Source organism: Kitasatospora sp. NPDC048286, from assembly GCF_043201735.1.
Taxonomy (GTDB): Bacteria; Actinomycetota; Actinomycetes; order Streptomycetales; family Streptomycetaceae; genus Kitasatospora.
This window is the reverse complement of sequence record NZ_JBICZE010000013.1, coordinates 202,657-219,722: the sequence shown is the minus strand read 5'-3', so window position 1 is coordinate 219,722 and position 17,066 is coordinate 202,657. Positions and strand designations below refer to the sequence as shown.

The following is a 17,066-nucleotide window of genomic DNA, read 5'->3' as shown; positions in this document are numbered from 1 at the left end:
ATGGGTCGCGACTCGACTACGGGAGGCTACCCATGACCATGACGCTCATCAAGGGCCGCTACCAGATCAAGGGCTTCGAACCGGACGGTGACACCGTCCACTTCCTTCCCGACGACATCACCGTCTGGTCCCAACTCCCCGGTGACCACAAGGTCAAGACGGACGACCACGGTGGCGCCAGCCTGCGACTGGACGGGATCGACGCGTTGGAGACCCACTACCTGGGCGTCGGTCCCGACTTCGTGCACCAGCCGCTCGACCTGGGCGCGCACGCCGCCCGGGACGCCCTGCTGACCTGGCTGGGCTTCACCGACGTCGAACAGGGGGCGGACGAGAAGGTCACCTCCGCCACCCCGGAGACCGTCGCCGGATTCATCCTCACCGGCGGCGCCGACACCTACGGGCGCTGCGTCGCCCTGATCGGCAAGGGCGCGCCGATCCCGGACGCCGAGAGCGGGGCCGTCCTCAGGGTCGACGTGCCGCTGCTGCACCAGACCGCCAACCACGAACTGCTCTCCCGCGGCCTGGTCTACCCGACGTTCTACAAGAACCTGCCGAAGGAACTGCGCCTCGACATGGCCGCCACCACCCAGAAGGCGCGGGCCGAGAAGGCCCCCGACAGCGTCTGGGCCAACGACGTCACCCACAGCGGCGCCACGATCGAGGACCTGAGCTCCCTCACCGACCACCTGGTCATCATGCCGAAGCTGTTCCGACGCCTGGCCGACTACCTGCGGCTCTTCGGACCGTCCCTCGACCACCTCCCCGCCTTCCTCGCCGGCGGGGACGACGAGTACTACCTCTCCGACCAGAGGGACTCGACCAAGGGCCTGCACCGCATCATCGACGTCATCGGCGACACGATCAAGCTGCGCCCCCGGATCGACGACATCGTCTTCGTCGAGAAGTGAGGGGGATGACGACGCGCGGGGCGTCGGGTGGGTCCGTCCGCCCGGCCGGGGGTTCACCATCCGGCCGGAAGCCCACCTGTTCGTTCCCGATCCCGGGCACGCTCCACACCCGACGGGGCGGGGTGTTCACCGTGAGTCGGGATATCCGGGTGGCGCCGCGGGTAGTGCTGGGGCTGGTGCCGGTCGTCGAGCGGAGGATCTTCGGTGGCGCGTCGCGTGGTGGACGTGATCGTGGTGGGCGCGGGCGTGGTGGGCCGGTCGGTGGCCTTCGCGCTGGCTTCCGGTCGGCCGGGGCTCCGGGTCGTGCTGTCCGGCCGCCGGGGCCCCGGGGCATCGGAAGCGGCCGGCGCCATGCTCGGGGCACTGGGCGAGGTGACCGAGGCCTCGCTGAGCCGCCGGCACGGCCGTCTGCGGGTCGAGCTGGCCCTGGAAGCCGCCAGGCGGTGGCCCCGGTGGCGCAGCACCGTGCAGGAGACCGGCGCCGCCGGGGCCCGGCCGGATGGCGACGGTTACGGGGCCGGCACGTTCGTGCTGCTGAACGCGGTCAGTTCGCCGTTGGACGAGCGGTCGTTCGCGGCGATCGTCCGCGCCGGTCGGGAGTACGGCGTCGCGGTCAAGGAGGTCGAGCCCGCCGATGTGCCGGCCGTGCGGCCGCTGGACAACGAGCGGCCGCTGCGCGCCCTCCACCTGCCCGAGGAGGCGTTCCTGGACGCCCGCCGCTGGCTCGAATCCCTGGACGGCGCGCTCGACTCGCTGCCGAACGTGACGCGGACGGCCACCGCCCCACTGCGCTCGGACGGCTCCGGCTACGTCCTGTCGACCCGCGACGGGAGCGTCGCCGCGCCCACCGTGGTGGTGGCCGCCGGGGCGTGGACGAGCCCGCTGGTCGAGGCGGTGGATCCCGAGCTGACGCTCCTGCCGGTGGCCGCGGCGGAGGGCACCGCCGTGAGCGTGTCCGCCCCGGCCCCGCTGCCCGCCGTGCTCCGCACCCCGAACCGGGCGTACGCGTGCGGGCTGCACGCCGTGCCCCAGGCCGACGGCAGCTGGTACCTCGGGGCCAGCGCCGCCCCCGCGCTCGTCCCCGGCGACAACCCGCAGCTGGGCGCCGTACGGTTCCTCCTCGACGCCGCCCTCGGCCAGCTCCACCACGGCCTCGCCACCGCCCGGCTGCGCCACCTGCACTTCGGCAACCGGCCGATCGGCCTGGACGGCCACCCGCTGATCGGGGCCACCGGCCGGCCCGGGCTCTGGGTGGCGACCGGCACCCACCGGGACGGCCTGCACGCCTCGCCCCTGATCGCCCAGGAACTCGCCCGGGAGATCATCGACGGCACACCGAGCCCCTGGCTCGCGCCGTGGCGACCCGACCGGGCGCCGATCAGCGACTGGACCGCCCAGGAGGCGATCGCCGAGGCCGCCGCCCACCACCAGGCCCTCGCCGCCGAGGCCCGCATGCGCCCGCCCCTGACCGGAGCCTGGCCCCAGGCGCTCGCCGACGCCTACCACCGGCAGCTCACCGACGCCTACGGTCTGCTCCCCGACGGCTTCGTCCTCCCACCCGAACTCGCCCCGCTCGCCTACGAGCAGGCGCCCGCCCTGGCCGAGACGATCCACACCTACCTGCAACGGCGGAAGTAGCCGGAGCGGCCACCTGGCATGCCGTCAGGAACGTCGGCAAGAGGTCGGCGTCGATCCGATCGAACCCTGCGCACATGCCCGAACGCGAGACTCGGGCTTCCCGTTCCACGGGGGCTCCCGGCCCACGTCGAACCGTGGTGCGAGGTGGCGGTGCCTCTCCGCCGACCCGGGGGACGCGTCACCGGAGGGCACCGCCGTTCATCGGCCCGCGCCCGCCCGCCGGCGGCCGGAGACCGGAAGCGTCGGCGGCCGCGCACCTCTCGTCCGTGGGGGAACCCGAGGCGCGGCCGCCGACACGAACGATCGTCACAGGGGAAACCTGAGGATTCGATGAGCTCCGCCGCGACCGCCTGCCGACGCCCTGCTCGCCGCGCCCATCGGGCGACTCGCACCTGCCCCGGCAGAGACCCGCGGTGAGCCGGTGGTGCCCCATGACACCGGCACCCCGGCAGACCACCTGCAGCGGCCTCGCGGCACCAGGCGAATTCGACGGGCCGTCACGAGGGATTGAGGCTATTGGCCCAGCCGCAGTTGGAGCCGGCAGCCGCCGGCTCGGTCGTCGGTGTCGATGCGGGCGGTTACCGTGCGGTCATTGTCCACGGGGCTGAAGCCGCTGGGGAACGGTAGGGCGTTACCGCATTGGGCGCGGTCGCCGTCCGACCAGTAGTCGACGAAAAGCGACGTCGTGTTGGCACCGCTCGACAAGGCGAACGTGAGATCGCACCCGCCCGGCCGGTTGTCGGTGTCGATCCGGATGACGGGACCGAAGCCCCGGGATTGCCTCTGGATCGGCATCTCATGGACGCCCTCGTTTCCGCACTGGCCGTGGTCGGCGCCGGGGGTGGCCTGGAACGTGTAGGTGATGTGCTCACCCGCCAGCTCATTGCTCGGGTCGTAGATGCCGAAGGCGAGCAGGCAGCCGCCGGGTCGGGAGTCGGTGTCGAAGCGGATCGGTTCGGTCGCGATCCCTTCGGGCTTCCACTGTTCGCCTGTTCGTCCACCGCACTGGCCAGGGTCGCCGTCGGGGTTGAACTGGATGCCGATCTCCGGGGAAATGGGCTGACGGGCACGGGCCTGGGCATGCGAAGCCGGAACGACGCCGGTCGCGACCGCCGTGGTGGCAACAGCGGCAAGCGCCAGGACCTTCTGTGCGATGCCTTTCATGACATCGATTCCCTTCTCTGTTCAAAGGGGGTGAGATCCACCCGAAGCGCAGAATTCCGGCACCCTGAACGCCCCAAACCGTCTGCAGACAAACAAAAGCGGTGTACCGCTCGAACGGTTCAGCGGCCGGCTGTCCCGCTCGGGGTGACGTCCGGCGACGGCCCGGCGGATCCACCGTGCAGCCCGGCCGGTCGAAGGCGCGCGGCCCGAGTCCCTCGAAGAACTCGAACCGCAGCCGCACACAGCGGCCACCGCAGAGAGTCCGGGTAGAGGAATACCGCACGGTTGGAATGACGCTCCGCGCCAGTCTGCCCGGTCGGGGACGTCTCATCGAATCCTCAGGTTCCGCCGGGCAGGCTGCCCGCAGTCCCTGAACAGCAGGCAACTGAGCAAGGACCGTGCACCACCGGCTCGACGGGGCGGGGTCGGGGGTGCGCGGCGCGAGGAATCGGATTCATGACCCGGATGCGGGAACACGTGGTCGGCGACGTGGTGGCCGGGCGGTTCGAACTCCTGGAGCGGCTGGGTGCCGGCGGCATGGGTACGGTGTGGCGGGCGCGCGACCTCGTCCTGGAACGCGAGGTGGCGCTGAAGGAGATGCGCTCGGCCGCCTACGAGGACGCGCACCGGGCTAACGCCATGAGGCACCGGGTACTGCGGGAGGCGCGGGCCCTGGCGAGGATCGATCACGCGAACGTGGTCTCGGTCCACGAGGTCCTCGACCAGCGGCCCCACCCCTGGCTGGTGATGGAGGTGGTCGAGGGGCGCTCCCTCCAGGAGGTCCTTCGGGGCGGCCCGCTCACCCCAGGCGAGGCTGCCCGCGTCGGTCTGGACGTGCTCGGTGCCCTGGACGCCGCCCACGCGGCCGGCATCCTGCACCGGGACGTGAAGCCGGGGAACGTCCTGGTCCGCCCGGACGGCTCCGCCGTGCTCTCCGACTTCGGCATCGCCACCGTCCAGGGCTCGCAGACCCTCACCGAGCCCGGCGACATCATCGGCTCACCCGAGTACATGGCCCCGGAGCGGATCCGGGGCGGCGTGGTCGGCCCCGCCTCCGACCTGTGGTCGCTGGGCATGCTGCTCTACGTGTGCGTGGAGGGTGAGAGCCCGGTCCAGCGCGACTCGGTGTGGCAGACCCTGCTGGCGGTCTGCGACCAACCGCTTCCGTCGCCGTCGAAGGCCGGCCCGCTCGCGCCGGCGATCGACGCCCTGCTCACTCGTGACCCCGAGGCCCGGCCGAGCGCGCCCCGGGTCGCCGTCATGCTCGACGCCGCAGTCGCGAGCGACCGGGTGGCCGCCATGAGCGAGGCGATGACGGTCGTGGTCGACCGTACGCCCGCCCCGACGCTGCTGAATGTGCCGAGGCCGGTGGAGCTGCCCGCCGAGGACGTCGCGGCCGTTCCCCCTCCTGTGGCCGACGAACCCGCACCCCGGCGCCGCCGTCGTCGGCTGCCCCTCGCCTTCGCCGCCGTCGCGGTCGCCGCCGCCATCGGCGCCGCCGTCGCCTCGGTGGTCGTGTTCACCCTGCCGGGCCCGGAAGACGGCCCCGCCGACACCGCCCCGGCTCCTGCCGCCGCACAGCACGGCAGTTGGATCGCCGAACTGTCCCGGATCCCCCACACCACGGACTCCGACGATCGGGACCAGGAACTCGCCGCCCTCCAGCAGCAGGTCCCCGGCGCCTCCCTCGTCGACAGCGACAACTGGGAGTCCCTGCCCCCGGGTTACTGGATCGTCCGCGCTCCCGACGAGTTCGCCAGCGGCTACGACGCCCTCGCCTACTGCGCCAGGACCGGCGCCGAACAGTGCTCCGGCCGCTACCTCAGCACCGACAGCGCCGACCGCGGCTACCACTGCGAGGCACTCCCCACGCCCAGCCCCGCGACCTGCCGCCGCCCCGACGACCGCGTCGGCTCCTCGGCCGCCCTGACGTCCTGACGTCCTGAAGCCGATTTCCCCATGCGCGATGTCCGCCCGTACCGAGGATTGACAACCCGTCACATCCCGAAAGGAATCACCGAGGGCAACAGCCTCGACACCACCGCCGACAGTCCGGCCGGCCGGCACCACCCACCCCGTCTCCGACGTCGACCTCGCCCTGACCGGCCCCGCCGCCGGGCAGCTCGACCGCGACCTGCTGACGCCCCAGCGGTGCTCCTCGCAGGCCACCGCCACCGTCGACCGGGCCACCAACCGCCGCGACGTCTGACACCCCATCGGGCCGCCGACCAACCGGCCCTGAACCGCCACTGCCTCCCGGACGATCGCGTCCGGGAGGCAGTGGCGTCGGCCGACCTGGTCAGCAACTCGCGTCGGGGCTCACGGGCTTGAGATCGACGAGGTAGCCGTCCACGGCCTCGGTCACGCAGGCGTTGCCGCGTCCGTACGCGGTGTGGCCCAGGCCCCGGTAGGTGAGCAGCATGCCGCCGGGAAGCTGGGAGGCGAGGCTCTTGGCATCCTGGTACGGGGTCGCCGCGTCACCGGTGGTGCCGACTGCCCGAGACGGCGGCGACGCGACGGACAGCAGCGGCGCCGGAGGCCCCGGAGCCGGCGATCTCGGCGAGCTTGCCACCGTCGCCCCTGCTCGCCGCGCTCAGGCCCTCCGAGAGCGCCTGCCACTGGGATTCCGGCGAGTACATCGAGGCCGTGATGGCGCTGATCAGGGCGTTCGCATCGAGGACCTCGCTGCTGCCCTTGATGCGCAGCGGGTGGCGGGCCGTTTGGGCGTAGAGGTCGGACACGACCTTGCGGATGCCGTCCGGGGTGAGTCCATCGGGACGGTGAGCGTGGCGCACTGCACGTCGCCGCAGCGGGACCAGTCGAGCTTCTGCCGGTAGAAGTCCTGGAGCGCCGACCGGGGCGCGGGCTCGGCGGCCACCGTCACCGGTTGCTCAGCAGGCTCACCCGGTGCACAGGCGGTGAGTTGGACGACACCCAGCGCGCTGAGCGCCAACGCGAGGGCGCCGCGTTGCCGGATGCGGCAACGCGGCGCCCCTGCGGGTTCGGACCGTTCCTCCCCCGCGTGCGAGGTGCCATGGCTCCACGGAAAACGCTGCACTTCTCGGTTCCATCCCAGGTCGGCGTACGGGTACGTCGAGGAGCATGGTCGGGACACCCTGAGCTTTTGATGAGGGTCTCCCCCACCGCGTTTCCGTGGGAGAGGAAGACCCCGCCGTCGGCGGTCAGGCCGCTGCGCAGCTTCCCGTTGCCGACGATCCTGGCGCTGACCGGGCTGATGGTGGTGGTGCCGGGGTTGGTGTCGGTGGACCAGCCGGTGCCCTTGGTGTACTCGGTGTGGATGCCCCAGGCCCCGTCCATCGACTACTGGGCGTCGATGGTGACATCGCCGTCGGCGCTGACCTCGGCGGTGAGGGTCGGTTCCAGGCCGACCGAGACCGGCAGGTGGCCGAGCGGCACCACCGGGTGGGCGGCGAGCTTCGCGAGCGGGACCTTGACCGGCGCCGTGCCCGTGAGGATTCGATGAGGCTCGCCCTCGGCCCATGTCGGACAGTCGGACGGCCGTTCGAGTTCGGCGGTCACGGCAGGCTATGGTTGGCCGCCATGCGCGTGCTGGTGGTCGAGGACAACGAGGATCTGCGGTTCGCGGTGGCCGCTACGCTGCGTAGCGACGGGCTGGCCGTCGACGAGGCGGCGGACCTGTCGGCCGCCGACGAGGCGCTGTTCGTCACCGCCTACGACTGCGTGGTCTTCGACCGGATGCTTCCCGACGGGGACTCCCTCGACTACGTCCGGCGACTTCGGCACGACGGCGGCACCGTTCCCGTCCTGTTCCTCACCTCGCTCGACCAGATCGCCGACCGGGTCGAGGGCTTCGCCGCCGGAGGCGACGACTACCTGGTCAAGCCGTTCGCCCTGCCCGAGCTCATCGCCCGGGTGCGCAACCTCTGCCGGCGGTCCGGCAGTCTCACCCCGCCCGTGCACCGCATCGCCGGCCTGGAGGTGGACACGGCCCGCCGCCAGGTCCGGCGCGACGGCGTGCTGCTCGTGCTGACCCCCAAGGAGTTCGCCGTCCTGGAGCTGCTGGCCACCCGGGCCGACCAGGCCGTGCCGCGCGCGCAACTGGTCGAGAAGTGCTGGGACGAGATGGCCGAGCCGAACTCCAACGTCGTCGACGTGCTGGTCTCCCAGCTGCGCCGCAAGCTGGGAGACCCGTCGCCGATCCACACCGTCCGGGGCGTCGGCTACCGGCTAGCGACGGCGTGAGACGCCGGCCCGCTCCGACGCCCGCCGCCCGCCGCGCGCACCGGCTGCGCTGCCGGCTCACCGCGCTGTTCACGCTGACCAGCGCGGTCGGCCTGATCGGCCTGGCCGCCTTCGCCGTGCACAACGACGACGTCTCCCGGCGGCGCCAGATCGACACCGAGCTGACGCTCCAGCTCAGCCAGGCCATGCCCGGCATCAGCATCGACGACCAGGGCCGCCTCGACACTTCGCTCCTGAACGACTACGTCGAAACCGCTTGCCCGGCTCTGCACGTGCTGACCGGTTCGGCCGCCGACCTGAAGCCCGTGTTCACGCCCCGCCAGCCCTGCGCACATGTCCGTCCCGTCGACCTCCGGGCCGTGGCCACCGCCGCCCAGCAGGAGACCGATGCCATGGCCGACGCCGAGGGCACGGACGGCCACCCACTGCGGCTCGCCGCCGCGGTCTTCGCCGGGCCGGAGGACCAGAGCACCGACGGTAGCGGGCAGACCGCCGGCGGTGCGATCGTCGCGGCACGCGACCTCACCACCGACCAGGCCGCACACCGCGAGCTCGCCGTGCTGCTCACCGGCGGCTGCGCCGCACTGATCGCGCTGTCCGCGGTCGCCGGCCACCTGCTCGCCGGGCGCGCGATCAGGCCGGCGCTGACCGCCCTGGAACAGCAGGAGGCCTTCCTGGCCGACGCCGCGCACGACCTGCGCACCCCGGCCGCGTCACTGCGCATGCTCGCCGAGACCGCCCTGCTCGACGAGGCCTCGCGCACCACCGCCCTGGAGCGCACGGTCCGCCTCGCCACCCGCATGGGCGGCATGATCGACGACCTGCTCACCCAGGCCCGCCTCAGCGCCGGGGTGGAGCGGCTCGCCAGCGAACCGCTGCGCCTCGACCAGCTCGTCGAAGCCGTCGTCGACGAGCTGCGGACCGGCGAGCACCGCATCACGCTGCGGACCGAACCCACCGTCGTCACCGCCGACCCGGACCTGCTGCGCCGTGCCGTGGCCAACCTGGTCGGCAACGCCCTCACCCACGGCCACACCGCCGGCCGCCCCGCCGAGGTCGAGGTGACCGTGACGGCCGACGGCACGCTCACCGTCGACGACGCCGGCCCCGGCATCCCGGCCGAGCTCGCCGGCTCCCTCTTCGACCGCTTCCGCAGCGGCTCCGGCTCCAGCGGCCTCGGCCTGTCCATCGCCTCCCGGGTCGCCCGCGCCCACCGCGGCACTCTGACCGCCGGCCCCGGCCCGCTCGGCGGTGCCCGCTTCACCCTCCGACTGGCCGCCAGGGCCGGGTAGGTCACCCGCCGAGTTCGAGCCCCGGCATTCCCCGGGGTGTGGTCGTCGCAGAAGGCACGCAGCCCCGCGACCAGGGCATGGATGGCCGGACCGGCGTAGTGGGAGGTGTCCCACCCCGCGTACAGCGGGACGGTCCGAGCGCCCCCGGCCGTTTCCGGGTCAGGTGAGCCAGATCTCCCGGACGGTGCGCAGCGGGTCGCCTTCCGGTCGCGGTTCGGCGTGCCAGCGCATGGTGGCGCGGCCGTCCCCGTACGGCGGCCAGGCGGTTCCGGGATCGAGGTCGCGGACGAAGGCGACCCAGGCGGTGTGGACGGCGTCGGCCAGTGCCTGCGGCGGGTGGGCACCGAGGGCGGCCTCGACGCCCTCGGCGTGCAGGAGGTCGAAGGCGAAGGGCAGGTCACTGCAGTGGTAGGCCTGGCCGGTCCGGCCGGGGGCACTGCCGGACCAGTCGAACTGGTAGAGCCAGGTGGGCCGTTGGCGTTCGGCGCGGGCCTCGGCGACGGCCAGGGCGGGGGCGCGGAACAGCCAGTCGGTGATCGCGTCGCCGGCGGCCGCGTCCGGGTGCTCGGCGAGGAACCGTGCGGCGCGGCTGTCGTCCAGGCCCAAGGCGCCCAGCAGGCCGAGGAGTTCATCCTCGGCGGCCGGCGCGGCCGCATCGGCCGGGGCGGCGAACTCGTGCGCGGTGAAGCCGAGCAGCAGCGGGACGTCCGCGTCGGCGAGCGCCTCCGGCACCGGGCGGGGCACCAACTCGCCGTCGGTGAAGGGTGCGAGGAGCAGCGCGGGCAGTTCGTCGCGGTCCGGGCCGGGGGTGTCGAGCGCGTCCTGGAGGGCGAGCAGTTCGGCGTCGGTGGCGTCCTGGAGGGCGGCCGCGGTGGCGGGCACGCCGGTGCGCTCGGCGAAGGCCCGGCTGACGGCCTCGGCGGTGGCCCGGTCCGCCAACCACTTCCACTACGTCCGGCTCTCCGCCGACAACCGCATCCTGTTCGGCGGCTACGACGTGGTCCACCAGTACCGCGGCCGGGTACGCGCCGAACGCGACCAGCGGCCGGAGACCTTCGCCACCCTCGCCCTGCACTTCTTCCGGACCTTCCCCCAGCTGGAGGGCCTGCGCTTCACCCACGCCTGGGGCGGGGCCATCGACACCTGCACCCGGTTCAGCGCCTTCTTCGACCTCTCCCACGACGGCCGGGTCGCCTACGCCGCCGGCTACACCGGCCTCGGCGTCGGCGCCACCCGCTTCGGGGCCGAGGTGATGCTCGACCTCCTGGCCGGCGCCCGCACCGAACGCACCGCCCTGGAGATGGTCCGCCGCAAGCCGCTGCCCTTCCCGCCCGAGCCGGCCCGCTCGATCGGCATCGGCATCACCCAGTGGGCCCTCACCCGCGCCGACGCCAACGCCGGCCACCGCAACCTCTGGCTGCGCACCCTCGACCGCTTCGGCCTCGGCTTCGATTCCTGACCGGACCGTCGAGCCGCGAGCGCGCCGCGTGACGTCGGTTCACGGGACCGCCCGTCACGCGGGAGCCGAAAAGCCGGGCCGCCGCAGCACGCGGCGGCCCGGGCCCGAGGTCTTCCCCGCGGTCAGGAGGCGGCGGCCGCCAGCTGCTCCTCCAGGGCGGCCAGCGTCCGGTAGCAGTTCAGCACCTGGGCGATGGACGCGTTCGGCTCGCGGCCCTCGCGGATGGCGGCGACGAACTCGCGGTCCTGCAGCTCGATGCCGTCCATCGAGACGTCGACCCCACTCACGTCGATCGGCACGTCGTTGCCGGTGAACAGGTCGTCGTAACGTGCGAGGTAGGTGCCGGTGTCGCCGATGTAGCGGAAGAAGGTGCCCAGCGGACCGTCGTTGTTGAAGGACAGCGACAACGTGCAGATGGCCCCGTTCTCCGCGCGCAGCTGGATGGACATGTCCATCGCAATGCCGAGTTCGGGGTGGATCGGTCCCTGGATCGCGTTGGCCTGCACGATCGGCGCCCCGGCCTGGTACGCGAACAGGTCGACGGTGTGCGCGGCGTGGTGCCACAGCAGGTGGTCCGTCCAGGAACGTGCCTGGCCCAGTGCGTTGAGGTTCTCGCGGCGGAAGAAGTAGGTCTGCACGTCCATCTGCTGGATCCGGTAGTCCCCGGCCTGGATCCGCTGCCGCACCCACTGGTGGCTGGGGTTGAAGCGCCGGGTGTGTCCCACCATGGCGACCAGCCCGGTGCGTCGCTGCGCCGCGTCGCAGGCCTCGGCGTCGGCCAGCGAGTCGGCCAGCGGGATCTCGACCTGGACGTGCTTGCCCGCCTCCAGACAGGCGAGGGTCTGCCCGGCATGCATCTGGGTGGGCGTCGCGAGGATCACCGCGTCGATGTCGTCCATCGCCAGCACTTCCTCCAGCGTGGCGACGGCGCGGCCCACGGCCTGCTCCTCGGCGAACCGCCGCGCCTTCTCCAGGCTGCTGCTGACCACAGCGGTCACCTCGACGCCCTTGATCCGGCGCAGCGCGGCCGCGTGCTTGGCGCCGAAGGCGCCGCCGCCGACCAGGGCGATCCGGACGGTCTGCTCGTCGGTCATGTCGTCACTCCTTCGCGGCGGGCGTCTCGCCCACCGGGTGGTTCTCAAGGATCAGGTGGCCGACGGCGGTGTTGGACGCCGGCACGTGGTAGAAGCGGTGCTTGACCTCTGTACGGCCCGAGCCGCCGACATCGCTCATCGCCCCTCGGGCGATCAGCCACATGACCAGCTCGATCCCCTCGGAGCCGGCCTCCTCGACGTACTCCAGGTGCGGCACCCGGGCCAGGCCCTCCGGGTCGGCGACCAGCCGGTCCAGGAAGGCGTTGTCCCACTCCCGGTTGATCAGTCCGGCGCGCGGCCCCTGGAGCTGGTGGCTCATGCCACCGGTGCCCCACACCTGGACGTTCAGCGGCCTGTCGTAGGACTCGATCGCCCTACGCAGCGCCTGGCCGAGCCGGAAGCACCGCGCGCCCGAAGGCACCGGGTACTGCACCACGTTGACGTGGAACGGGATCACCTTGCACGGCCACCGCTCGACGTCGCCGAACATCAACGACAGCGGCACGGTCAGGCCGTGGTCGACGGTCATCTCGTTGGCGAGGGTGAGGTCGAAGTCGTCGCGGATCAGCGAGTGCGCGATGTGCGCGGCCAGCTCCGGGTCGCCCTCGATCCCGGGCACCGGCCTGGGTCCGTAGCCCTCGTCGGCGGTGGGGTAGGCCGCGCCGGTGCCGAGCACGAAGGTCGGGATCATCGACAGGTCGAAGGTGGAGGCGTGGTCGTTGTAGACCAGGACGATCACGTCGGGGGCGTTGTCCCGTTCCCACTGCCTGGAGAACTCGTAGCCCTCGAAGACCGGCCGCCAGTAGGGCTCGTCGGTCTTGTGGTGGTCCATCGCCGCGCCGATCGCCGGTACGTGCGAGGTGAACACCGCGCCGGTGATGACGGCCTGTCCCCGCGGCGACCGCCGGTCGGTGTGCGCCGCTTCGAGGACGGCGTGGTCGATCCGGTTGCCGGCGATGGAGCGGCCGCCGGCGACCATCATGTCGCGGTAGTCCTGCTCGGTCATGCCGGTCATCGAGCCTGCCATCTGCTGGAACGACAGCCCCAGCGTCGCACCCCACTTGGCGAGGAAGTAGATGTTGCCGCCCTCGCGTATCGCGGCGTTGAGGTCGCGGTCGAGCAGCGCCTGCTTCTGTTCCTCCCGCAGTGGCCACGCGTCCAGGTAGGCGCGCTCGTCGGCGAGGTAGCGGTCCCGGTTCTCGGCCGTCATCAAGGACATGCAGAACTGGTTGAGGTGGTAGCCCTTGGCGGACTGCTCGGCGTCGAAGACGGTCGTCCCCGGGACCAGCTTGTAGCTCTTGTCCAGCGACATGGGTGGGTCCTCCGTTCGTGGGACGGTTCAGTCCGATTCGGGCCAGTACAGGCGCGTCGGGTTGTCGACGAGGAGCCTGTGCCGCAGCTCCGGCGTCGGCGCGACGTGCGGCACGAAGTCGACGAGCAGGCCGTCGTCGGGCATGTGGTCGGTGAGGTTCGGGTGCGGCCAGTCGGTGCCCCACAGCACCCGGTCGGGGAACTCCTCGACCACGCGCCGGGCGAACGGGACGACGTCGCGGTAGGCCGTCCGCTCCCCGTCGAGGGCCGGCGGGCCGCTCACCGACAGCCGCTCCGGGCAGGTGACCTTGCACCAGATGTCGGGCCGGGCCCGCAGGAAGTCCAGGAACGCCTCGAACTCCGGGCCGTGCGGGTCCTTGGTGACGTCGGGCCGGCCCATGTGGTCGACGACCAGCGGCACCGGGATCGAGAGGAGGAACTCGCGCAGGTCGGCGAGGTCGGCCGCCTCGAAGTAGACGACGACGTGCCAGCCGTACGGTCGGATCCGCTCGACGACGTCCCACAGGTCCTGCTGCGGCGCCGCGTCGACGAGCCGCTTGACGAAGTTGAACCGCACGCCGCGCACACCGGCCTCGTGCAGTTCCCGCACCTGCGCGTCGGGGATCCCGGGGCGCACCGTCGCCACCCCGCGGGCCAGGCCCCCCGATGCCCGCAGGGCGTCGACCATGGCGCTGTTGTCGGCGCCGTGGCAGGTCGCCTGGACCACGATGGTGCGGGCGAAGCCCAGGTGGTCGCGCAGCTCGAAGAGCTGGTCCCTGGACGCGTCGCACGGGGTGTACTTGCGTTCGGGGGCGAACGGGAACTCCGCACCCGGCCCGAAGACGTGGCAGTGCGCGTCGACGGCGCCCTCGGGCAGCCGGAACTCCGGGCGGCTCGGACCGGCGTACCAGTCCAGCCAGCCGGGGGTCTTCTCGAAGGTCGTCATCCTCAGTCCTCGTACCGCAACCCGAGCGCGGCCAGCGGGCCGCGCATGTCGTAGATGTCCAGGCCGAGTTCGCCCGCGCGGAACCTCGCGCGCTTGCCCGCCTCGCCCGCGTCGCGCCTGGCCGCCGCCTCGGCGACCTCGGCGGCCCGCTCACGCGGCACGACGACGACGCCGTCGCGGTCCGCGACGACGACGTCGCCGGGCCGGACCAGGGCGTTGGCGCAGACCACCGGCACGTTGACCGAGCCGAGGGTGGCCTTGACCGTGCCCTTGGCGTTGATCGACCGCGCGAAGACCGGGAAGTCCATCTCCTCGAGCTCGGCCACGTCGCGCACGCCGCCGTCGATGACCAGGCCCCGGCATCCCCGGGCGCGGAAGGAGGTGGCGAGCAGGTCTCCGAAGAAGCCGTCCTCGCTCTCGGTCGTGCAGGCGGCGACGACGACGTCGCCCTCGCGGATCTGCTCCGCGGCGACGTGGAGCATCCAGTTGTCGCCGGGTTGCAGCAACACGGTCACGGCCGTGCCGCACGTGCGCGCCGTCGGGTAGACCGGACGCAGGTAGGGGCGCATCAGTCCGACCCGGCCCATCGCCTCGTGGATCGTCGCGACGCCGAACTCCGACAGCGCGGCGACGGTCTCGGGGTCGGCGCGGGTGATCGCCGTGTGGACGACACCGATCTCGGTGTGTTCCATGCCTTCTTCTCCTCGGGTCAGCGGCCGGCGGCGAGGCGCGCGGCGAGGCGGGGGTAGACGCGCAGGGCGTTGCCGGCGTAGACGGCCGCCCGCTCCTCGTCCGAGAGGTTCGGCGTCGCGTCGACGTACCGCTTCGTGTCGTCGAAGTGGTGGCCGGTGCGCGGGTCGATGTCGCGGACCGCGCCGATCATCTCGCTGGCGAAGAGGACCGACCGGCTGGGGATCACCCGGGTCAGCAGGTCGATGCCGGGCTGGTGGTAGACACAGGTGTCGAAGAGGACGTTGTCCAGCAGCGTCTCCGGGTCCGGCCTGCCGAGCGCCATCGCCAGGCCGCGGAACCGCCCCCAGTGGTAGGGCACCGCGCCGCCGCCGTGCGGGATCACGAACCGCAGCGTCGGGAAGTCGGCGAACAGGTCGCCCTGGACCAGCTGCATGAACGCCGTGGTGTCGGCGTTGAGGTAGTGGGCACCGGTGGTGTGGAAGGCCGGGTTGCACGAGGTGCTGACGTGGATCATGGCGGGGATGTCGTACTCGGCCATCGCCTCGTAGACCGGGTACCAGCTGCGGTCGGTCAACGGCGGTGCGGTCCACCGGCCGCCCGACGGGTCGGGGTTGAGGTTGACCGTCACCGCGCCGAGCTCCTCGACGGCGCGGCGCAGCTCGGGCAGGCAGGTGGCGGGGTCGGCGCCGGGCGACTGCGGGAGCATCGCGCCCATCGCGAAGCGGTCGGGGTAGAGCGTGCTGACGCGGTGGACCAGGTCGTTGCAGATCCGTGCCCACACCGAGGAGACCGCGAAGTCGCCGATGTGATGGGCCATGAAGCTGGCCCGCGGGGAGAAGATCGTCAGGTCGCTGCCGCGCTCGTCCATGAGCCGCAGCTGGTTGCCCTCGATCGCCTGGCGCAGGTCGTCGTCGGTGATGACCAGGTCGTCGGGGTCGGGTGCGTCGCCGGCGGAGCCGGCCGCCGCCACCTGCCGGTCCCGCCACTGCGCCAACTGCGGTGGTGCGGTGGTGAAGTGACCGTGACAGTCGATGATCATGTGTGCTCTCCTGAAGGGCGTCCGGGTCAGTCCCGGGCGACGGTGGGCCAGCCGGTGTACTGCTCGGCGAGGAAGGTGCGGCCGGCCCGGGTGCCCACCGCGTTGTCGAGCTCGCCGAGCTGACGCCGCAGGTCGAACGGCGTGGCGCCGGGCGCGGTGTGCAGCAGCCGGGTCATCCAGTACGAGAAGTTCTGTGCCCGCCAGACCCGTTGGAGGGCGCGCGGCTGGTAGTCGTCCAGCGCGGCCGCGCCCTCGCTGCCGAGCGCCCGCAGCAGCACACCGGCGAGCACCTTCACGTCGTGCAGCGCCAGGTTCAGCCCGCGGGCGCCGGTCGGCGGTACGGTGTGCGCGGCGTCGCCCGCCAGCGCCATCGAGCCCCAGCGCATCGGCTCCTGCACGAACGAGCGGAACCGCAGCACCGTCTTCTCCAGGATCGGCCCCTCCTTGAGCCGGAAACCGTCCTCGCCGGCCACCCGGGCCTGGAGCGTCTCCCAGATGCGGTCGTCCGACCAGGCCTCCACGGGCTCGTCGGGGGCGCACTGGAAGTACATCCGCTGCACGGTCGGGGTGCGCTGGCTGATCAGCGCGAACCCGTGCTCGGAGTGGGCGTAGACCAGCTCGGGTGCGCTCATCGGCGCCTCGGCCATGATGCCGAACCACGCGAAGGGGTACTCCTTGCCGTAGCGCACCCGCCGGTCCTCGGGCACCAGGTCGCGGCACATGCCGCGCGACCCGTCCGCGCCGACCACGTACCGCGCCCGGACTTCGTGGCGGGTCCCGTCGGGCGCGGTCCAGCGGACCCGGGGAGCGTCGGTCGTCACGTCGAGGACCTCGGTCTCCCTGACACCGAAGTGGACCGTGCCGCCGTCGCGCTCCCGGGCGTCGGCCAGGTCGACGAACACGTCGGTCTGCGGGTAGAGCCACACCGACGCGCCGACCAGCTTCTTGAAGTCGACGCGGTACGGCCGGCCGCCGAACCGGAGCTCGACGCCCTCGTGCTCGTGACCGTCGAGCAGGATCCGCTCGGAGACACCGGTCTCCACCAGGTCCCGGGCCGCGTCGGCTTCGAGGATGCCGGCCCGGTGCGTCGTCTCGATCTCGTGCCGGGTGCGGGTGTCGAGCACGATCGTCTCGACACCGGCGCGCCCGAGCAGGTGGGCCAGCATCAGTCCGGCCGGGCCGGCCCCGACGACGGCGACTGGGACCGAGGCAACGGTGTCGACGATGGCATCGGCCATGGCATCTCCTGAACGGTGGCGCGGGGTTTCGAACACCCCGAACGCTCGCATCCGGGC

At 72.3% G+C, this 17,066-nt stretch carries 17 protein-coding genes; 6 read left to right on the top strand and 11 right to left on the bottom strand.

Annotated elements, in window-relative coordinates; genetic code table 11:
• Positions 1-32 precede the first annotated feature (32 nt).
• A complete protein-coding gene (locus ACGF13_RS29385) occupies positions 33-911 on the top strand; it encodes a nuclease (protein WP_392880737.1) in 879 nt (292 codons plus the stop codon).
• A 204-nt stretch (positions 912-1,115) separates the two neighbouring features.
• Positions 1,116-2,549: an NAD(P)/FAD-dependent oxidoreductase gene (locus tag ACGF13_RS29380; RefSeq protein ID WP_392880735.1), complete on the top strand. Its 1,434-nt coding sequence runs from the start codon at positions 1,116-1,118 to the stop codon at positions 2,547-2,549.
• A 513-nt stretch (positions 2,550-3,062) separates the two neighbouring features.
• On the opposite strand, the gene ACGF13_RS29375 is transcribed toward ACGF13_RS29380, so the two are convergent.
• Entirely contained in the window at positions 3,063-3,713 is a 651-nt protein-coding gene (locus tag ACGF13_RS29375) for a hypothetical protein (protein ID WP_392880733.1), read from the bottom strand.
• Positions 3,714-4,169: 456 nt separating this feature from the next.
• Between ACGF13_RS29375 and ACGF13_RS29370 the strand changes: the two genes are divergently transcribed.
• Positions 4,170-5,651, top strand: coding sequence for a serine/threonine-protein kinase (locus ACGF13_RS29370; RefSeq protein WP_392880731.1), 1,482 nt, complete (start codon positions 4,170-4,172; stop codon positions 5,649-5,651).
• A gap of 361 nt (positions 5,652-6,012) precedes the next feature.
• On the opposite strand, the gene ACGF13_RS29365 is transcribed toward ACGF13_RS29370, so the two are convergent.
• The 3 genes from ACGF13_RS29365 to ACGF13_RS29355 form a co-directional block, all read right to left on the bottom strand.
• Complete coding sequence (locus tag ACGF13_RS29365) at positions 6,013-6,285, bottom strand: alpha/beta hydrolase (protein ID WP_392880729.1); 273 nt, start codon at positions 6,283-6,285, stop codon at positions 6,013-6,015.
• Entirely contained in the window at positions 6,191-6,454 is a 264-nt protein-coding gene (locus ACGF13_RS29360; protein WP_392880727.1) for a hypothetical protein, read from the bottom strand. The genes ACGF13_RS29365 and ACGF13_RS29360 overlap by 95 nt, the downstream gene beginning before the upstream one ends.
• Before the next feature lie 580 nt (positions 6,455-7,034).
• On the bottom strand, positions 7,035-7,253 hold the full coding sequence (locus ACGF13_RS29355; RefSeq protein WP_392880725.1) for a hypothetical protein: 219 nt from the start codon (positions 7,251-7,253) through the stop codon (positions 7,035-7,037).
• 21 nt (positions 7,254-7,274) lie between these two features.
• On the opposite strand from ACGF13_RS29355, the gene ACGF13_RS29350 reads away from it, so the two are divergent.
• The gene (locus ACGF13_RS29350) at positions 7,275-7,937 is read left to right on the top strand and encodes a response regulator transcription factor (protein ID WP_392880723.1); all 663 of its coding nucleotides are present in this window, start codon (positions 7,275-7,277) and stop codon (positions 7,935-7,937) included.
• Entirely contained in the window at positions 7,934-9,229 is a 1,296-nt protein-coding gene (locus ACGF13_RS29345) for a sensor histidine kinase (RefSeq protein ID WP_392880720.1), read from the top strand. The genes ACGF13_RS29350 and ACGF13_RS29345 overlap by 4 nt, the downstream gene beginning before the upstream one ends.
• Positions 9,230-9,388: 159 nt before the next feature.
• Here ACGF13_RS29345 and ACGF13_RS29340 read toward each other — a convergent pair whose 3' ends face one another.
• A complete protein-coding gene (locus tag ACGF13_RS29340) occupies positions 9,389-10,111 on the bottom strand; it encodes a carboxylesterase family protein (protein ID WP_392880718.1) in 723 nt (240 codons plus the stop codon).
• On the opposite strand from ACGF13_RS29340, the gene ACGF13_RS29335 reads away from it, so the two are divergent.
• Entirely contained in the window at positions 10,038-10,688 is a 651-nt protein-coding gene (locus tag ACGF13_RS29335; RefSeq protein WP_392880716.1) for an FAD-dependent oxidoreductase, read from the top strand. The genes ACGF13_RS29340 and ACGF13_RS29335 overlap by 74 nt on opposite strands.
• Positions 10,689-10,810: 122 nt before the next feature.
• Here the strand turns inward: ACGF13_RS29335 and ACGF13_RS29330 are convergent, their stop codons facing one another.
• From ACGF13_RS29330 to ACGF13_RS29305, 6 genes are read right to left on the bottom strand one after another with little or no spacing between them, the layout of a single operon-like run.
• Positions 10,811-11,782, bottom strand: a complete 972-nt coding sequence (locus tag ACGF13_RS29330; RefSeq protein WP_392880714.1) for a Gfo/Idh/MocA family oxidoreductase — start codon at positions 11,780-11,782, stop codon at positions 10,811-10,813.
• 4 nt (positions 11,783-11,786) lie between these two features.
• Positions 11,787-13,094, bottom strand: coding sequence for a protocatechuate 4,5-dioxygenase subunit alpha (gene ligA, locus ACGF13_RS29325; RefSeq protein ID WP_392880712.1), 1,308 nt, complete (start codon positions 13,092-13,094; stop codon positions 11,787-11,789).
• 27 nt (positions 13,095-13,121) lie between these two features.
• Positions 13,122-14,039, bottom strand: coding sequence for an amidohydrolase family protein (locus ACGF13_RS29320; RefSeq protein ID WP_392880710.1), 918 nt, complete (start codon positions 14,037-14,039; stop codon positions 13,122-13,124).
• A 2-nt stretch (positions 14,040-14,041) separates the two neighbouring features.
• Positions 14,042-14,731 (bottom strand): 4-carboxy-4-hydroxy-2-oxoadipate aldolase/oxaloacetate decarboxylase, encoded by a 690-nt coding sequence (ligK, locus tag ACGF13_RS29315; RefSeq protein WP_392880707.1) that lies wholly within the window; start codon positions 14,729-14,731, stop codon positions 14,042-14,044.
• A gap of 17 nt (positions 14,732-14,748) precedes the next feature.
• The gene (locus ACGF13_RS29310; RefSeq protein WP_392880705.1) at positions 14,749-15,771 is read right to left on the bottom strand and encodes an amidohydrolase family protein; all 1,023 of its coding nucleotides are present in this window, start codon (positions 15,769-15,771) and stop codon (positions 14,749-14,751) included.
• Between the two features lie 26 nt (positions 15,772-15,797).
• A complete protein-coding gene (locus ACGF13_RS29305) occupies positions 15,798-17,009 on the bottom strand; it encodes a 4-hydroxybenzoate 3-monooxygenase (RefSeq protein ID WP_392880703.1) in 1,212 nt (403 codons plus the stop codon).
• Between the last annotated feature and the right edge of the window lie 57 nt (positions 17,010-17,066).